This is a genomic window from Rhodoferax sp. GW822-FHT02A01 (assembly GCF_038784515.1).
Lineage (GTDB): Bacteria > Pseudomonadota > Gammaproteobacteria > Burkholderiales > Burkholderiaceae_C > Allorhodoferax.
Genome location: NZ_CP152376.1, coordinates 2,521,060 through 2,537,073 on the forward strand (window position 1 = coordinate 2,521,060; position 16,014 = coordinate 2,537,073).

The 16,014-nt window shown below is 65.0% G+C and carries 14 protein-coding genes and 1 riboswitch; all 14 genes read right to left on the reverse strand.

Translation table 11 applies throughout. The annotated features are described in order from the left end of the window. Positions 1 to 210: 210 nt before the first annotated feature. On the reverse strand, positions 211 to 924 hold the full coding sequence (locus AAGF34_RS11825; RefSeq protein WP_342620798.1) for a hypothetical protein: 714 nt from the start codon (positions 922 to 924) through the stop codon (positions 211 to 213). Further along, a complete protein-coding gene (locus AAGF34_RS11830; protein WP_342620799.1) occupies positions 917 to 1,723 on the reverse strand; it encodes an N-acyl homoserine lactonase family protein in 807 nt (268 codons plus the stop codon). Before AAGF34_RS11830 ends, AAGF34_RS11825 begins: the two co-directional genes overlap by 8 nt. Then, entirely contained in the window at positions 1,720 to 2,373 is a 654-nt protein-coding gene (locus AAGF34_RS11835) for an isochorismatase family cysteine hydrolase (protein ID WP_342620800.1), read from the reverse strand. The genes AAGF34_RS11830 and AAGF34_RS11835 overlap by 4 nt, the downstream gene beginning before the upstream one ends. Before the next feature lie 16 nt (positions 2,374 to 2,389). Next, positions 2,390 to 3,154, reverse strand: a complete 765-nt coding sequence (locus AAGF34_RS11840) for a creatininase (RefSeq protein WP_342620801.1) — start codon at positions 3,152 to 3,154, stop codon at positions 2,390 to 2,392. Beyond that, on the reverse strand, positions 3,151 to 4,071 hold the full coding sequence (locus AAGF34_RS11845; protein ID WP_342620802.1) for a DMT family transporter: 921 nt from the start codon (positions 4,069 to 4,071) through the stop codon (positions 3,151 to 3,153). The genes AAGF34_RS11840 and AAGF34_RS11845 overlap by 4 nt, the downstream gene beginning before the upstream one ends. Continuing rightward, positions 4,068 to 4,829, reverse strand: a complete 762-nt coding sequence (locus AAGF34_RS11850) for a 3-oxoacyl-ACP reductase family protein (RefSeq protein WP_342620803.1) — start codon at positions 4,827 to 4,829, stop codon at positions 4,068 to 4,070. Before AAGF34_RS11850 ends, AAGF34_RS11845 begins: the two co-directional genes overlap by 4 nt. Further along, positions 4,826 to 5,614: an SDR family oxidoreductase gene (locus AAGF34_RS11855; RefSeq protein WP_342620804.1), complete on the reverse strand. Its 789-nt coding sequence runs from the start codon at positions 5,612 to 5,614 to the stop codon at positions 4,826 to 4,828. Before AAGF34_RS11855 ends, AAGF34_RS11850 begins: the two co-directional genes overlap by 4 nt. Positions 5,615 to 5,627: 13 nt before the next feature. Next, on the reverse strand, positions 5,628 to 6,662 hold the full coding sequence (locus AAGF34_RS11860; RefSeq protein ID WP_342620805.1) for a fatty acid desaturase: 1,035 nt from the start codon (positions 6,660 to 6,662) through the stop codon (positions 5,628 to 5,630). A gap of 124 nt (positions 6,663 to 6,786) precedes the next feature. After that, complete coding sequence (locus AAGF34_RS11865) at positions 6,787 to 7,848, reverse strand: ABC transporter substrate-binding protein (RefSeq protein WP_342620806.1); 1,062 nt, start codon at positions 7,846 to 7,848, stop codon at positions 6,787 to 6,789. A gap of 54 nt (positions 7,849 to 7,902) precedes the next feature. After that, positions 7,903 to 8,025: riboswitch (guanidine-I (ykkC/yxkD leader) on the reverse strand. A gap of 148 nt (positions 8,026 to 8,173) precedes the next feature. Beyond that, positions 8,174 to 9,988, reverse strand: a complete 1,815-nt coding sequence (gene atzF, locus AAGF34_RS11870) for an allophanate hydrolase (protein ID WP_342620807.1) — start codon at positions 9,986 to 9,988, stop codon at positions 8,174 to 8,176. Between the two features lie 34 nt (positions 9,989 to 10,022). After that, positions 10,023 to 13,664 (reverse strand): urea carboxylase, encoded by a 3,642-nt coding sequence (gene uca / locus AAGF34_RS11875; protein WP_342620808.1) that lies wholly within the window; start codon positions 13,662 to 13,664, stop codon positions 10,023 to 10,025. Then, entirely contained in the window at positions 13,665 to 14,318 is a 654-nt protein-coding gene (locus tag AAGF34_RS11880; protein WP_342620809.1) for an urea amidolyase associated protein UAAP2, read from the reverse strand. A gap of 41 nt (positions 14,319 to 14,359) precedes the next feature. Further along, positions 14,360 to 15,013, reverse strand: coding sequence for an urea amidolyase associated protein UAAP1 (locus AAGF34_RS11885; protein WP_342621085.1), 654 nt, complete (start codon positions 15,011 to 15,013; stop codon positions 14,360 to 14,362). Positions 15,014 to 15,171: 158 nt separating this feature from the next. After that, complete coding sequence (locus AAGF34_RS11890) at positions 15,172 to 16,011, reverse strand: ABC transporter ATP-binding protein (protein ID WP_342620810.1); 840 nt, start codon at positions 16,009 to 16,011, stop codon at positions 15,172 to 15,174. Positions 16,012 to 16,014: the final 3 nt, after the last annotated feature.

Genomic DNA, 16,014 nt, shown 5'->3' on the forward strand with positions numbered 1-16,014 from the left:
AATCTGAGTCAATCGACACGGCACGCTTGTTGGGCGAAATTTGGTTTAGATTTGTAAAGATGCTCTGCGAAGTACTCTCCTTCCAAGCTTGCGGTCTTCCCAACCGGCCAATCCCACCCTATCTTTTGCAACGCTACCCCGAAGGCTTGACCGTCACAACTGTGGCCGCCGTAATCCTCAGTGTCTGACTCCCTTTTGAACGCTATCGCCCTAAATTCGGTCCAACGCCCCAGCCCACCACTCCAACACCCCCCACTCCCCCACGTGCCCAGCAGCAGTAACCACCGCCCGCCCCCCATCCACCTGCCGCAATTCCAGCGTCTCGACCGTCCCCCGCAACGCCCCAACCGTCGAAGCCTCAATCCTGAACACCCCACCATCCCAACTACCAAACGTAATCTCAAACGCCGGCCCAATCGGCTCGCACGGCCGCACGCGCATCAGGTAGTTGCCGGAGACAAAGATACGCGCACTGGCGCGGCCATCGTCGCGCGCTGGCTCTGACAATGCGATGCGCTTGCCCACAGAGCCAGACAAGCGGTCCCATATCTCGAAGTAGGTGCTGTGGATGCCGCGCTCCAGCACGCGTTCAGTCGTCTCGAATTCCATCCAGCCTTCGTCCACCGTGGCGCGTGGGGGCTGGTAGTCCACCAGGCGTTGCCAGGTGCACATTTCCTTGTCGCCCACTTGCGTGATGCGGGTGGTGCCGCTGAAGCCCTGCAAGGGGCGGTCGGGTGACTGTGGCACGCGCAGGTCCACATGCCACTCGCCGAGCTGCATCCAGCGCACCAGGGTGGTGGTGTCGCGGGTGTCCGGGGTTTCCAGCAGCGTGCGCGACCAGACGCCGAAGTAGCGTTCGGGTACTTCGCCCGTGCTGGGGGCGGGTGCGGGCCAGCCGGGGGTGGAGAGGTTCAGGTCATTCATAGGCTTGGGGGAAGGTGTGCAGGCGGTTGTAGAAAGTCATGTCGTGGTTGGGCCAGATCCAGGCGTCAGTCTCCTGCGCCAGGGCTTTGAGCTTGCGGATGCTGTCAATGGCCTGCGCCTCGTTGCCGCGCCACAGGCCGCCGGGGGCGATCTCTTCTGCGATGTTCTCTTCCAGGTCGGCCGCATCGCCCGCCAGCAGCACCGGTGGCCCCTTGGGCAGTTCGATCCACATGGACATGTGTCCGGCGGTGTGGCCCGGCGTGCTGATGGCCTGCACGCCGGGCACCACGCTGTATTCGCCGCGCTGCAGTTTGAACTGCAGCGGCGTGCCTGCGTCGTCGGTCAGGTCGTCGCCCCACACGGCAATGTCTTCGCCCGTGTCCGCAGCTTCCTTCTCGTCGAACTGCAGATGGATTTCGGCGCCGCAGCCGCAGCGGCGCAGCTCCTTGAGTCCGCCCGCGTGGTCAAAGTGCAGGTGGCCGATGAGGATCACATCCACGTCCGCCGGTGTGAGGCCCAGGCGCGCCAGGTGGTGCGGAATGCGCTGCTCCTCATCCATGCGCGGTGGCGCCATGCCCAGGGCCGAGTCTTCGTAGAAGCGTTTGCGCAATGTCGGGTCGTTGATCTTGCGGTGGTCGCAGCCCACGTCGTAGAGGATGCGTCCGTTGGCCGTCTCTATCAGGTAGGCCAGGATGGGCGCATCGATGAACTCGCCATGGCCGCGGTTGTAGGTGGAGATGGTTTTTTCGTAGCGGTGCGTGGCGGTGAGCAGGGGCCAGAGTTTGCGGACCTGTGTCATGTAGGTGTCTCCAAAGTGGCGGGCATGCGTGCCAGCACTGCGGCGCAGGGCTGCACGTCGCCAAATATGCCACCTTCCACCTGCAGCATGTCCAGCGCGGGCCGCTGAAGGTGCGCCTCGGATGCGGCACAGGCATCGGCCACGGTGATGCAGTGGTAGCCCAGGTCGGTGGCGACGCGTACGCTGGTGTTTACGCACACCTCGGTGGTCACGCCGCACACCAGCAAGGTCTGTATGCCCTGCGCGCGCAGGATCTGGTCCAGGTCGGTCTGGTGGAAGGCGCTGTAGCCGGGTTTGTCGATCACCTGTTCGCCGGGCAGCGGCGCGCATTCGTCCACCATGTCATGGCCGTACTCGCCGCGCACCAGCAACCGCCCCAACGGACCCGGTGAGCCAATGGCGGCGCCCGCTGCGTGGCTGCGTGCCAGTTTGGTGGGCGGGCAGTCGCTCAGGTCGGGCCTGTGGCCTTCGCGGGTGAAGAGCACGCGCATGCCCGCAGCGCGCGCCGCCGCTAGCAGGGCTTGCGCCGGCGCTATGGTCTGGCGCAGGCGTGTGATGTCCAGCCCGGCCTGCGCCGCATAGCCGCGCGGGTCGAGGAAGTCGCGCTGCATGTCGATGACCAGCAGCGCGGTGGATGTGGCGCTCAGCATGGTTGCGTGTCCTGCCTTACTGGAACGCCTCGGCCACCGCAACGGCCATGCGCTGCGCCAGCTCGTGCGCCATGACCTGGCCTTTTTCTGCCGTCGATCCCTTGGCGGAAGAAAGCACGCCCGAGAGCGGCACCCAGTGCTTTTTGGTGGGGTAGACGTCGTAGGGTGGGAAGTCGGCGGGCGGGTCTTCGGGGATGAGGTCGGTGCGCACCAGGGACGGGTGGTAGTGCAGCATCATGGACGTCTCAATCACCGCTGCATGCTCCAGCGCAAAGCCGGGAAAGCCGTTGGGGAACACACTGGCCAGCGTGGCTTCGGTCAGAAAGTCCCAGTACTCCAGCCGCATCACCTGCAGCTTGGCACCAGGCCCGAGGTCGCGCAGGCCCAGGTCTATGCCCTCGATCAGAAACCACTGGTTCTCGTAATGGCCGTTGACAATCACCAGCTTGGTGGCGCCGTGCCGTGCAAACTCGCGCACCGCATCACGCACCGAGCCAATCAGCGTGGCTGCGTCCACACTGGTAGTGCCGCAAAAGTGCTGGCCGCCGCCGCACTTGGGTTGCGATTTGTAGCCATACGACAGCGTGGGCGCCACCAGCCCGCCCACTTGGGCTGCCGTGTCGGCGGCAACGGCTGCCGACAGCAAGCCGTCGGTGCCCAGCGGCAGATGCGGACCGTGCTGCTCCAGCGCGCCCACTGGCAGGAAGATGGGCGGCTGCTCGTTGCGGATGCGGGCTTCGTAGTCCACCCACGAGAGTTGGTTCATCCAGATGGTGCTCATACGGTGTCCTTTGCAAGAGAGGTTGATGAAAGTGGGGAAGGGGGTGTAGCGTTGTCGGTGGCCTCCAGCACGGCGGCCGAGGCGATGAGTGCGGCGCCCATGCACTCCAGCAGTGTCATGGTCTCAAAGCCCGAGAGCGTGGCCGATAGCAGCGCCACCACCAGCTCGGCAATGGCAATCACGCCAGAGCGCCCGGCCTCCAGCCGGGTCACGCTCCATTGCCAGGTAAAGGTGACCAGCGCCATCCACAGCAGCGAGAACGCGGCCAGCAACAGGACGATGCGCAGGCTGAATACCGCTGCGCTGGGCAAGTTGCCCGACGGTGCGCCCAGCGCTGCCATGAGAGCCAGCATCAGCGCGGACGTGATGCCGCAGCCCAGCAGCAGGCCAATGGTCTTGCTGGAAGTGGGCACGCCCTGCGCCTTGCGCGCCAGGATGTTGTTGCCCGAGAAGGCCAGGCCTGCGGTGATGGCCAGCAGGTCCGCCGCACTGGGCGGCGCGGCAAAGGCCGCCATGCCACCCACCACCAGAAACGCGCCGCACAGCGACAGCGTCACCGCCAGCGCGCGCCGCCTGGAGACCCGCTCGCCCAGGAACAGTCGCCCACCCAGCACCGACCACACCGGCGCCAGGTAGAACAGCAGCATCACCCGCACCACATCGCCCAGCACCATGGCGCTGACAAACGCGGTATTGCCCCAGCCGCCCACCAGTGCAATCCACACCAGCAGGCCGGTCTGTGCGCGCCACGCTTGGCGCAGCTTCAGCAGCCAGGGCAGGCCCACCAGCCCGGCAAAGCCGTAGGTCAGCATGGCCAGCAGAGGGCCGGACAGGCCCGCCGCCGCAAAGCTCTTGAGCGGCCACCAGGTCAGGCCCCACAGCGAGGAAGAAAACAGCAGAACCCAGACGGCACTCACGGCATCACCGATCCGCCGTTGGGCCCCAGCACCTGACCGCAGTAGAAGCGCGAGAGGTCGCTGGCCAGGAACAGCGCGGTGGCGGCGATTTCTTCGGGCTGGGCAAAGCGGTGCTGCGGAATGGCCAACTCCAGCTCAATAGTCTCCGCACTCATGGACTCCAGCGACACCATGGCCGTATCCACCGGCCCCGGCGCAATCGCATTGATGCGTATAGCCGGGGCAAACTCGCGCGCCAGCGAGCGCGTAAGCCCAATGACGCCGGCCTTGGCCGCGCAGTACGGGGCAAACTGTGCGCGCCCGAGGTAGCCCAGGTCCGACGCGGTGTTGATGACCACACCTTGGCCCTGTGCCACCATGACCGGCAGCACGGCGCGGCACATCAGGAACACCGACTTCAGGTCCACATCCAGCATGCGGTCCCAGTCGTCTTCCGTGGTCTCCAAAAAAGGCTTCTCCTGAATGATGCCGGCATTGTTCAACAGGATGTCGATGGGCCCCACCGACTGCACCTGTGCCACCATGGCGCTGACGGCGCTGGCATGGGTGACATCAGCCTCCACCATCCAGGCCTTGCCGCCGTGGGCGGTGATCTGGCGCACTACTTCCTGTGCCGCTTCCGCGCGGCCCAGATGGTTGACAACCACCGTTGCGCCAGCCTGCGCAAACAGCAGTGCGGTGGCGCGGCCAATGCCGGTGGCAGCACCGGTAATGAGTGCGGTGCGGCCCTGCAGGTTCATGGTGTGGGGTGCGCTCATGCCATCACCTCGCCATTGCTGGCCACCAGGCTTTGCCCGGTCATGCAGTGCGCATCGTCACTGGCCAGAAACAGATAGACCCCGGCAATGTCGGCGGGCGACAGCATGCCGCTCAGGGCCTGGCCCGCCAATATTTCGCGCTCCACCTCGGCCTCGCTGCGCCCCTGCGTCTGCGCCATGCTGTGCAGCGACGCCATGGCGGCATCGGTGCGTATCCAGCCCGGGCAGACCGCGTTGACGCGTATGCCGCGCGGCCCCAGCTCCCAGGCCAGCGCGCGTGTGAGGCCTATCACCGCATGCTTGCTGGCCACATAGGCCGAGAAGTCGGCCACGCCGGTGCGGCCCCAGATGGACGACTGGTTGATGATGCTGGCGCCGCTGTGCAGCAAGGGCAGCAGGGCACGCGTGAGCCGCGCCATGCTGGTCACGTTGTTGTCCAGCAGACGGGCCCAGCGCGAGTTGGCATCCACCGCGGTGTCGGCCAGTGGCGTGGGGTATTCGGCGCCCGCGTTGTTGACCAGCACATGCACCTGGGGGTGTTGTTCCGCCAGCTGTGCACTCAGGGCTGCCACAGCCGCGTCGTCCGACAGGTCGCACACGTGCGCCGTGACTTTGCATTGCGGCGCCAGCGCAGCGGCCACCGCATGCAGCGCATCGGCGGTGCGGTCCACCAGCACCAGCTCGGCGTGTTGTGCTGCAAAGGCCTGGGCCAGTGCGCGGCCAATGCCGCTGGCCGCACCCGTGAGCACGACCACACGGCCCTGCAGTCCGTAGTTGGAAGTCATGGACGTGAAGGGCTCAGACAGCCGTCAGAAACGACACGCCCACCGCACCCACAAAGGTGTTGGCACGGCCGGGAACACCCACGGGTGCCACCGCGCCGTAGTCGTCCGCCAGGATGCGTTTGAGGCGGTTCACATGGAAGCTGCGCAGCAGCTCACCCACGGTGACCACCTGCGCATAGTCCGCCGGATACAGCTCGCGGTGGTAAGCCGGCAGGCGATACCAGGGCACGGTGGGGCGCTCGTGGTGGGCGTTGTGAAAGCCAAAGTTCAGCCACAGCATGTTGAGCACGTTGTTGCCCAGACCGCTGGCCACGCCCACCACGTCGGAGTAGGTGTTGGCCTGCTCGTAGACGCGGTCGCGCACCAGTTCCTTGGGCAGCGGTGTGTCGTCCAGGATGGGGTAGGCAATGTAGGTGTGCTGGAAGCAGTCGGCAAAGCGCAGCAGGGTGATGAAGATCAGCACCGCCACGCAATACAGGATCAACGCCTTGAGCGACACCCAGCCCAGCAGGGCAAGCGCCGAGAAGCGCACCGCGATGATGGCCACCATGCGCAGCTTGCCGCCGGTGTTGTGGCCCTTGAGGTCCTTGCGGAATGGCATGGCGATCACAAAGCCGCGCATCAGGTATTCCACTGCGGGGAAGTAGGCCCACTCCAGTGCCAGCACGGTGTTGCGCAGCCAGGCCGGTGCCTTCAGCAGATAGCCCTTGGCATCGAAGGTGACCACGTCGGCACGCTCCACATGGTGGCGCATGTGCTTGCGCCGCATGTCTTCATAGCGCGCATAGCAACTGCCATTGAGCCAGCTCATGAAAGTGCCCCAGCGCGCATTGGTCTCGGGCCGGCGAAAGATGGCGTGGTGCGCGAACTCGTGGATGAAGTAGGCCGACCAGGTCAGGCTCAGCACCATGCAGGCCAGGCCCAGAATGTTCCAACCCCAGGCGTTGGCCAACATCAGGCCCAGGCCCAATGGGTACAGCAGCACGGTGGCCGCCAGTGCCAGCGTGTTGGGCCACACGCCATCGGGATAACGGTAAATGGATTGCACGTTGAAGTCTCCCCATCAATCAATGGACACAGCCGGTCCCGCTGCGCGTGGGCAAGCCGTCGCGCAGGGGTGCCGGACATGCCGGCAAAAAAACCAGGGGGCCACAAAGGGCCCCCGGTGCGGATTACTTCTTGGTCAGCGCAGTCACAAACTGTGCATCGATGGTGGCTTCGGTAGCGGGCACTGCCTTGATCTGGCCCTTGGCCAGCAGCAGCTTGCCGATGACGTCACCGCTGCCGTAGTAGGAGGTGGTGTCAGCCGACTTCACAAACGCCTTGGGCATTTCTGCGGCAGGAATGTTGTACACGCCGGTGAGCTGTTCCTTGACTTCCTTGGCTGTGACGCCCATGAACTTGCCGATGATCTTGTAGGACTCATCGGGCTTGGCCTTCATGTAGGCCAGGCCGTCCAGATAGGTCTTGATGATGCCGGAGATCTCGGTGGGCTTGGCCTTGATGACCTTGTCGTCAAACACCAGCACGTCGGCGATCAGGCCGGGTGCATTCTTGCTGGAGAACACCACCTTGAACTTCTTGCCACCACCCTGGCTCACGATCTGCGACAGGCTGGGCTCGTAGGTCACGCCAATGGGCATCTGGCCGGAAGCCATGGCAGCGGGCACGGCTTCAGGCGTCATGCTGATGGGGGTGATGTCCTTGTCGGTCAGGCCCGCGGTCTTGAGCGCGTAGGACAGCAGGAAGTCCGACGGCGAGAGCGGGTTGAAGCCCACTTTCTTGCCCTTGAAGTCGGCCACCTTGGTAATGGTCTTGTCGGCCACGATGGCGTCGCCACCATTGGAGTAGTCGATGGGCATCACCACCTTCTGGGCTTGTCCGGCAGCCACCTGGCCCACCACCTGGTCATAGGTCAGCATGCCGCCGTCGATGGCGCCGCTGGCAATGGCCGAAGGAATCAGCGCCGGGTCGGTGAACACCTGCAGCGAGACCTTGAGGTTGTATTTCTTGTAGAGGTCCAGTGCCTCGGCCACATAGAACGGGCCGTAGCCGATCCACACCACGGTGCCGATCTTCAGCGGTGTGGGGCCGGCAGCAAGTGCGCTACCGGCAGCGGCCACCAGAGCCAGGCTGGCCAGGGGTTTGAGCAGACGCTTCATCCATGTGCGCGTACGGGGCTGGGCGCCATTGGATGCAACAGAGGATGCCAGGAGAGGAGAGAAGGTGACCATGACGAAGCTCCAGAAGTGAATGAAAAAAAGCAGGAAGAGACGATATGTACGTCGCTCTCCCGGGCTTTTATCCCTCCGTGGAGCCCCGGTGCTTCTGCCACCAGAGCCGGTGCACTCTCGGACCAGACATCACTGCAACAGCATGCTTGCAGGACCGGAACCCTAGTGCACCTAACTGAACATGAGTAAAGCAAGTTTTGCATGTTTTCCAACATACCGAACCGCTCAACCTGCGACTACAAAGTGAGCAACATGCGTGCCAGATCAATGCGCTGAAAGTGGCACGCAAAAGCCCTGTGCACAAGGCTTTGCGCACCATCAACGCTCATTTTTTGCTCGCCAGGAATGCGCGCCATCCACCATGGTGCGTAATGTCTTCGGCACCATCGGCGGCAATGGCTTCACACACAAAACCCTGCACGCTGCTGCCGTCTTCCAGCTTCACCGTGCCTATGCCCAAGGGTGCCGGAATACCGGCCACAAACGAGCCGAACTGGCTTGCGGGCATCTCCCAGATTTCCATGGCAATCGGCGCGCCGCCGCTGGCCACGCGCACCATGCCCGGACGGTAAGGTGGGCCGCCGGGCAGGGCATAGAGCTTGTAGTCGGGCGCGCTGTTGACCGAGCGCAGCAGACGTGCACCGCGTGAGGTGAGCTGCGGGTTCAGTGGCAGGCCACTCAGGTGTGCGCCACACACGGCCACCTGGATCTGCTGTGAGGGGAACAGCGTGGCATCGGGTGCCACGCCCAGCTTGTGCGGTGCATGTTCGGTAGCGCCCACGGTGGGCACGGCGACTGCATGCAGCCTGGCCGCCAGCGTCAGCAGCGCGAAGTCCTTGCCACACGGTGCCACCATGGTCACGCCGCAGGGCAGGCCGCTGGAGAAAAAGCCGGTAGGCACGGCCAGCGCCGAGAGGTCCAGCAGGTTGACGAAGTTGGTGTAGTGGCCCAGGTTGGAGTTCAGGCGTATCGGGTCGGCCTCCACATCGGCAATGGTGTAAGGCGTGCTGGAGGTGGGCGTGAGCATGAAGTCCACGCTGTCCCACAGCGGTTTGGTTTTGAGCGCCAGATCCTTGAGTTTGTAGAGCGCAGCAAAGGTGTCGGGCGCGCTGATCTGAATACCCTTTTCGGTGATGGCGCGGGTGACCGGGTGCAGGGCTTCGGGCTTGGCCTCGATGAAGGGGCGGATGGCGGCGTAACGCTCGGCCACCCAGGGGCCTTCGTACAGCAGCGTGGCCACGGCGCGGAACGGCCGTAGGTCAAACTCCACCGCGGTGCCGCCCAGCGCTTCGAGCATGGCCACAGCTGCCTTGAACTGCCCCGGACCTTCGGCGTTGCCGTGGAACTCCAGGTCTTCTGCGCGCGGCACACCAAAGCGGAAGGCCGGTGCTGCGCCAAAGTTGAAGCCCGGCTCGGGCATGCGGCGCGCAAAGGAATCGATGCCGTCCTCACCCTCGGCCACCGCCAGCACGCTGGCTGCGTCTGAGGCAGTGAGCGCGAAGATGGACACCACGTCAATCGTGCGGCACGCCGGAATCACACCGGTGGTGGGAAGGCGTCCGCAGCTGGGCTTGAGGCCCACCAGGTTGTTGAAGCCTGCAGGCACGCGGCCCGATCCTGCCGTGTCGGTGCCCAGCGAAAAGCTGGCCAGGCCCAACGCCACTGATACAGCTGAGCCGGCCGACGAGCCGCCCGATACATAGTCGGGGTTGAAGGCATTGCGGCAGGCGCCGTGCGGCGAGCGCACACCCACCAGCCCGGTGGCGAACTGGTCCAGGTTGGTCTTGCCCACGGGGATGGCACCGGCTTCGATCAGGCGCTGCACTACGGTGGCACTTTTCTCGGGCGTGTAGGCGTAATCGGGGCAGGCGGCAGTGGTGGGTACACCGGCCAAGTCGATGTTGTCCTTGATGGCAAAGGGTATGCCGTACAGCGGCAGGTCCTTGGGGGCGCGGCCCTGCAGTGCGCGGGCATAGCCTTGCAGCGCTTCGAGAGAGAGGCGGTGAATCCAGATGTGGCGGTCCACCAGCGCGTCCTCGGCCAGCATCTGCGCGTGCAGTGCTTCGACCAGGGCCAAGGGGGTGAGGCTGCCGTCCAGATAGCGGCTGCGCAAATGGGAGAGGGATAAGTCAAGACGCATACAGGCTCCAGCTTGTTTTATGTTTCGGGTTCATTCAGTTCAATAGCACCAGGGCCTGGCCCGCGCTCACGGGCTGGCCTTCGGTGCACAACACCTTGTGCACCGTGCCGTCGCAGGGTGCACTCATGGAAATTTCCATCTTCATGGACTCCACCACCAGCAGCAGGTCACCGGCTTTCACCTGCGCACCTTCCTTGGCCAGGATGGACCACACGCCGCCCGATACCTGCGAGGTGATGACCTCGCCGGCAAAGGCATCGGCCAGTGCGGCCAGGCCGCTGTCCACAGCGTCGGCTTCCGCCTGCGGTGTTTCCAGCAGACCGGCTGCAGCCCAACGCTCGCGCTCGGCTTCAAAGGAGCTTTGCTGCACCTGCTTGAAGGCGGCAATGGAATCGGCGTTGGCCTGCAGAAAGGCCTGGTATTCCGAGAGGCGAAAGCTGCCTTCCTCGATGCGCAGCTTGGCCTTGCCTGCCGGAAAGTCCTTGCGCCACTGCAGCAGCTCTTCGGCGCTCACCGGGTAGAAGCGGATCTGGTCAAAGAAGCGCAGCAGCCAGGGCTTGCCGGCCTCGAAGTCCTGCGCGCCATTGCGCGCATCGCGCCAGCGGTTCCACATCTGCACCGTGCGGCCCACGAACTGGTAGCCGCCGGGGCCTTCCATACCGTAGACGCACATGTAGGCGCCGCCTATGCCCACCGCGTTCTCCGGCGTCCAGGTGCGGGCCGGGTTGTACTTGGTGGTGACCAGGCGGTGGCGCGGGTCTATGGGGGTGGCCACGGGCGCGCCCAGGTACACATCGCCCAGGCCCAGTACCAGGTAGCTGGCTTCAAACACGATGTCGTACACCGCCTGCCAGTCGGGCAGACCGTTGATGCGGCGTATGAACTCGATGTTGCTCGGGCACCAGGGCGCATCGGCACGCACCGATTGCATGTATTTCTCGATGGCCAGGCGCGTGGCTTCGTCATCCCAGGACAGCGGCAGCCACACGGTGCGGCTGGGCACTTCGATGTCGGCCTCGGCTGCGCTGAACACGGCGGGCAGCGTATCCAGCAGCACCTGCATGAGCGCGGGCAAGGCGATCACGCTGGGGTCGTAGTGCACCTGCAGCGAGCGGATGCCCGGCGTCATGTCGACGATGCCCGCCAATGCGCCGCTGCGGCACAGGTCCTGCAGCCGCGTCATGAGCGCATGCACATGGAAGCGCAAGGTCAGGTCCAGCGTAAGCGCGCCAAACTCGATCAGCACATTGCAGTCGCCCGAGCGGCGGAACATCACTTCCTCTGCATCGTCGGATGCCTTGTGGCGCAGCAGCACGGCGGCATCGGGCAATGCCAACGCACCCGTTTGCTGTGTCGGCGTGAGCGGCGTGGCGCGACCCGCCAGCAGCGCGTCCTGTGCCAGCGCCAGGGCATTGGCCATGTCCAGTGACACCGGGCGGAAGCGCACGGTGTTGCCGGGCGAGAGCTGGCCCAGCTTCCACAGCTCGGCACGCACCACCGTGGCCGGGCAGACAAAGCCGCCCAGGCTGGGGCCGTCCGGCCCCAGGATCACTGGCATGTCGCCGGTGAAGTCGATGGCGCCAATGGCGTAGGCGTTGTCGTGGATGTTGCTGGGGTGCAGCCCGGCCTCGCCACCATCGCGCCGCGCCCACTGTGGCTTGGGGCCAATGAGGCGCACGCCGGTGCGGCTGGAGTTGTAGTGCACCTCCCAGTCGGTGGCGAGCAGCATCTGCATGTCGTCGGGCGTGAAGAAGTCGGGCGCGCCGTGCGGCCCCACCAGTACCGCAATGTCCCAGTGCGTGGCGTATGCGGGGCGCACTGCGTCTATCTGTGCGGCGTTCAGTGCAGCGGCAGCTGCCGTGTCGGGTGCTGCCACGTGCAGCACGTCACCGGCACGCAGCACGCGCCCGCCATGGCCGCCGAACTGTCCCAGGGTGAAGGTGGATTTGCTGCCCAGGTAGTCGGGCACATCCCAGCCGCCCAGCACCGCCAGATAGGCGCGCACACCAGCGCTCTGCACCCGGCCGATCTTGAGCACCTGGCCTGCGGCCACTTCCACTGCGGACCACATGGCAACCGGTTGACCGTCGAGCAGCACGTCCAACGGCGCGCCAGTCACGGCAATGCGCATGGCCGAGCGAAAGCTCAGAGTAGGGCCGGCGGCGGTGACCTCCAGGGCGGCTGCGCCCTGCGCATTGCCCACGATGGCATTGGCCGCACGCAGGGCCAGCGCGTCCATGGGGCCGCTGGGCGGCACTCCCACATCCCAATAGCCCAGGCGCGCGGGCCAGTCCTGCACCATGGTGTGCACACCGCCGCTTTGCACATCCACCGCGTGGCTGGCCACCTTGAAGTCGGCCAGGCTGCGCGTGGTGTGCGTGGCCTGTACAAAGGGTGCGAAGGTCATCAGCGCACGCAGGTACTGCAGATTGCATTCCAGCCCGGCAATGCGGCTGGTGTGCAGCGCGGCAGACAGCTTGGCGATGGCATCGCTGCGGTCGGCTCCATGGGCCACCAGCTTGGCCAGCATGGGGTCGTAGGAGGCGCCGACTTCGGTGCCACGCTCCACCCAGGTGTCCACGCGCAGATCGCTTGGGAACACGACTTCGGTCAGCACGCCGGTGGAGGGTTGGAAGTTCTTGTACGGGTCTTCGGCATACAGGCGGGCCTGGATGGCATGGCCCTTGGGTGTGACCGTCAGGGTGTCGAGCGCAGGCAGGTCGCCCGTGGGCAGCTTGACCATCCACTCCACGATGTCCACGCCGGTCACGGCTTCGGTCACGCCATGCTCCACCTGCAGCCGCGCGTTGACTTCCAGAAAGTAGAAGTCCTGGGTGCGCGCATCCACCACAAACTCCACCGTGCCGGCTGAGCGGTACTGCACCGACTGCACCAGCCGCCGCGCCGTGTCGTGCAGGGCCTGGCGCACTTCCTCGCGCAGGTTGGGGGCGGGTGTTTCTTCCACCACTTTCTGGTTGCGCCGCTGCAGCGAACAGTCACGCTCGCCCAGCACCTGCACGGCTCCCTTGCCGTCACCAAAGATCTGCACCTCGATGTGGCGCGCATCGCTGATGAAGCGTTCCAGAAACACGCCCGCATCCGAGAAGTTGGCCTGCGCCAGACGGCTCACGGTCTGGAAGGCAGCGCTGAGTTCATTGGCATCGCGGCACATCTGCATGCCGATGCCGCCGCCACCCGCGCTGCTCTTGAGCATGACCGGGTATCCAATGGTCTGCGCGGCGGCGAGGGCTTCTTCGGCACTGGCCAGCAGGCCGGTGCCAGGCAGCAGTTGCACCTGGGCGTCGGTGGCCAGCGCACGTGCTGAATGCTTGAGGCCGAACACGCGCATCTGCTGCGGCGTGGGCCCCAGGAACACCAGGCCTGCGGCCTCGCAGGCTTCCACAAAGCCGGGGTTTTCCGAGAGAAAACCGTAGCCTGGGTGGATGGCCTGCGCGCCGGTCTGCAGCGCGGCGTCAATCAGCTTCTGGCCGACCAGATAGCTTTGTGCCGCGGGCGCCGGGCCTATGCAGACCGACTCGCTGGCCATGGCCACATGCATGGAGTGCGCGTCCGCCTCGGAGTACACCGCCACCGACTGGATGCCCAGCCTGTCCAGCGTACGGATGATGCGGCACGCGATGGCGCCGCGGTTGGCAATCAGAACCTTGGTGAACATTCAAGCGCCGTCCCACACAAGAAACTGCACCGGTGTCGGGTTGTAGGCGTTGCAGGGGTTGTTGAGCTGCGGGCAATTGGAGACCAGCACCACCACGTCCATCTCGGCGCGCATTTCCACATATTTGCCGGGGGCGGAGATGCCGTCTTCAAACGTGAGCTGGCCCTCGGGCGTGACCGGCACGTTCATGAAGAAGTTGATGTTGCTCACCACGTCGCGCTTCTCGAAGGCCAGGCCTTCCATGCCGGACTTGGCAATGGCGGTCATGAAGTTGTCGCGGCAGCTGTGCATGTGGCGCTTTTCCAGTGCGTAGCGCACGGTGTTGCTCTCGCAGGAGCAGGCGCCACCCAGGGTGTCGTGGCGGCCACAGGTGTCGGCCACGATGGTCAGCATGGGCCGGCCTTCGCTGGACATCAGCGTGGTGCCCACGGTGAGGTAGAGCGCGCCTTGCGCCTGGATGGTGTGGGTCAGGCTATAGCGCTCGCTGGGGTCGGCGGCGTTGTAAAACAAGGTGTCCACGGCCTGGTTGCCTTCGAGGTCGACGATGCGAAAGATCTGGCCACGGCGCACGGTGTGCACCCAGGGCTCGCCGGCGGGGTGGATGGTGTTGAAGACAGCGGTGGCAGCGCTGTAGCTGCTTTCTACGGTGTGCATGGTGTTGCCTTTGGATTCGGTGGTCTATGGGGGCTGCGCGCTCAGAGGTAGTAGCGCTCGGTGTTGATCAGGCCGCGCCCGTTTTCGGGGCAGTGCAGGCGGCAGGGGTCGTCGGCACCGGCAGTGCCGGAGCGCCATACGGTGAGGGTCACGTCCTGCGGCGCATACGCCGGGTTAGGGTCCAGCGGATGCTGCGCGGTGGAGAGCACCACCAGGGTGTCCATCTCGAAGCGCAGGTCCACGTACTGGCCGCTTGCGCGGTGCGCGGTGGCGAACTGCAGGCAGCCTTCTTCATCGCTCTGCACCTTGCTGAAGAGGTTCAGGTTGGCGGCCATGTCGCGCTTGGACAGGCCCCACTTTTCCAGCTCGTTGACCAGGCTGTCGGTGCCGTTGCGGTGCATGGCGTTGCGGTGTTCCTGGTAGCGTGCTTCGCCATATTTGGCGCGCACGCCGGCCTCGGTGGAGGCGCCGCACACGGTGTCGTGCCAGCCGCAGGTGTCGGCGGCAATGGAGCACAGCACGCGGCCCATGTCGGAGTAGCACACATGGCCGGCAGTGAGGTAGGCGGTGTGCTGGGCCTTGAGCGTGTCGGGCATGTTGTAGCGCTCGGTCTTTTCTTCGGCGTTGTAGAGCAGCATGGAGACGTTGGCGCTGCCGCGCACATCGGTGATGCGCAGCGTGTTGCCGCGGCGCATGCGCGCAGACCAGGCGGTGCCGCCAGGCACGGTTTCGGTCCACAGGATCAGGCTGGGATCAAAGGCGGTGGAGTGGTCCGGCACGGCAGCGCGCGCCAGGGGCGAGAGGGTTTCAAAAGAGGTTTGCATACGGGTTCAACGTCTGGGGTGAATGGGATTCAGCTGATGGCTGCAGTGCGGCTGAGCTTGTCGAGCAGGTCCTGGTCGGTGGCCATGCCGGAGCTCTCGCGGATGCGCGCCAGGATCTCGGCCTTGAGGGCGCGGAACTCGGTGCTGTGCTTCATCTCCTGGTTGCGCGCCGAAGGCAGGGGCACCGGGTAGATGCTGTGGATGCGTCCCGGGCGCGGCTGCATCAGCACCACGCGTTGGCCCAGGTAGATGGCCTCGTCCACATCGTGGGTGACAAAGACGATGGTGGTCTTCTCGATGCGGTGGATGTGCAGGATCAGGTCGTGCATGACTTCGCGCGTCTGCGCATCCAGCGCACCAAAGGGCTCGTCCATCAGCAGCATGGCGGGCTTGCCCATGAGTGCGCGGGCAATGGCGACGCGCTGCTGCATGCCGCCCGACAGCTGGTTGGGATAGGCATCGGCCACCTTGGACAGGCCGATCAGGTCCAGCAACGCGTCGGCGCGTCCCGAGGCAGCTTCCACATCCGAAGAAGTGAGGTTCTCGCGCTTGACCTTGAGGCGCCGGCTGAACTTGATGTTCTGCATCACCGTCAGCCACGGGTACAGGCTGTAGTGCTGGAACACCATGGCGCGGTCCGCGCCTGGACCTTCGATGGGCAGGCCGTTGCATTCCACACTGCCCCTGGTGTGCGTCTCCAGCCCGGCGAGTATGCGCAAGAGCGTGGACTTGCCGCAGCCCGATGCGCCGACCAGGGTCACGAACTCGCCTTCTTCGACGGAGAGGTTCACGCCCTGCAGTGCGGGCACTGCATTGGTGCTGGGTGCACCAAAATATTTGCCCAGATTGTGTATGGCTACTTTGGACATGGT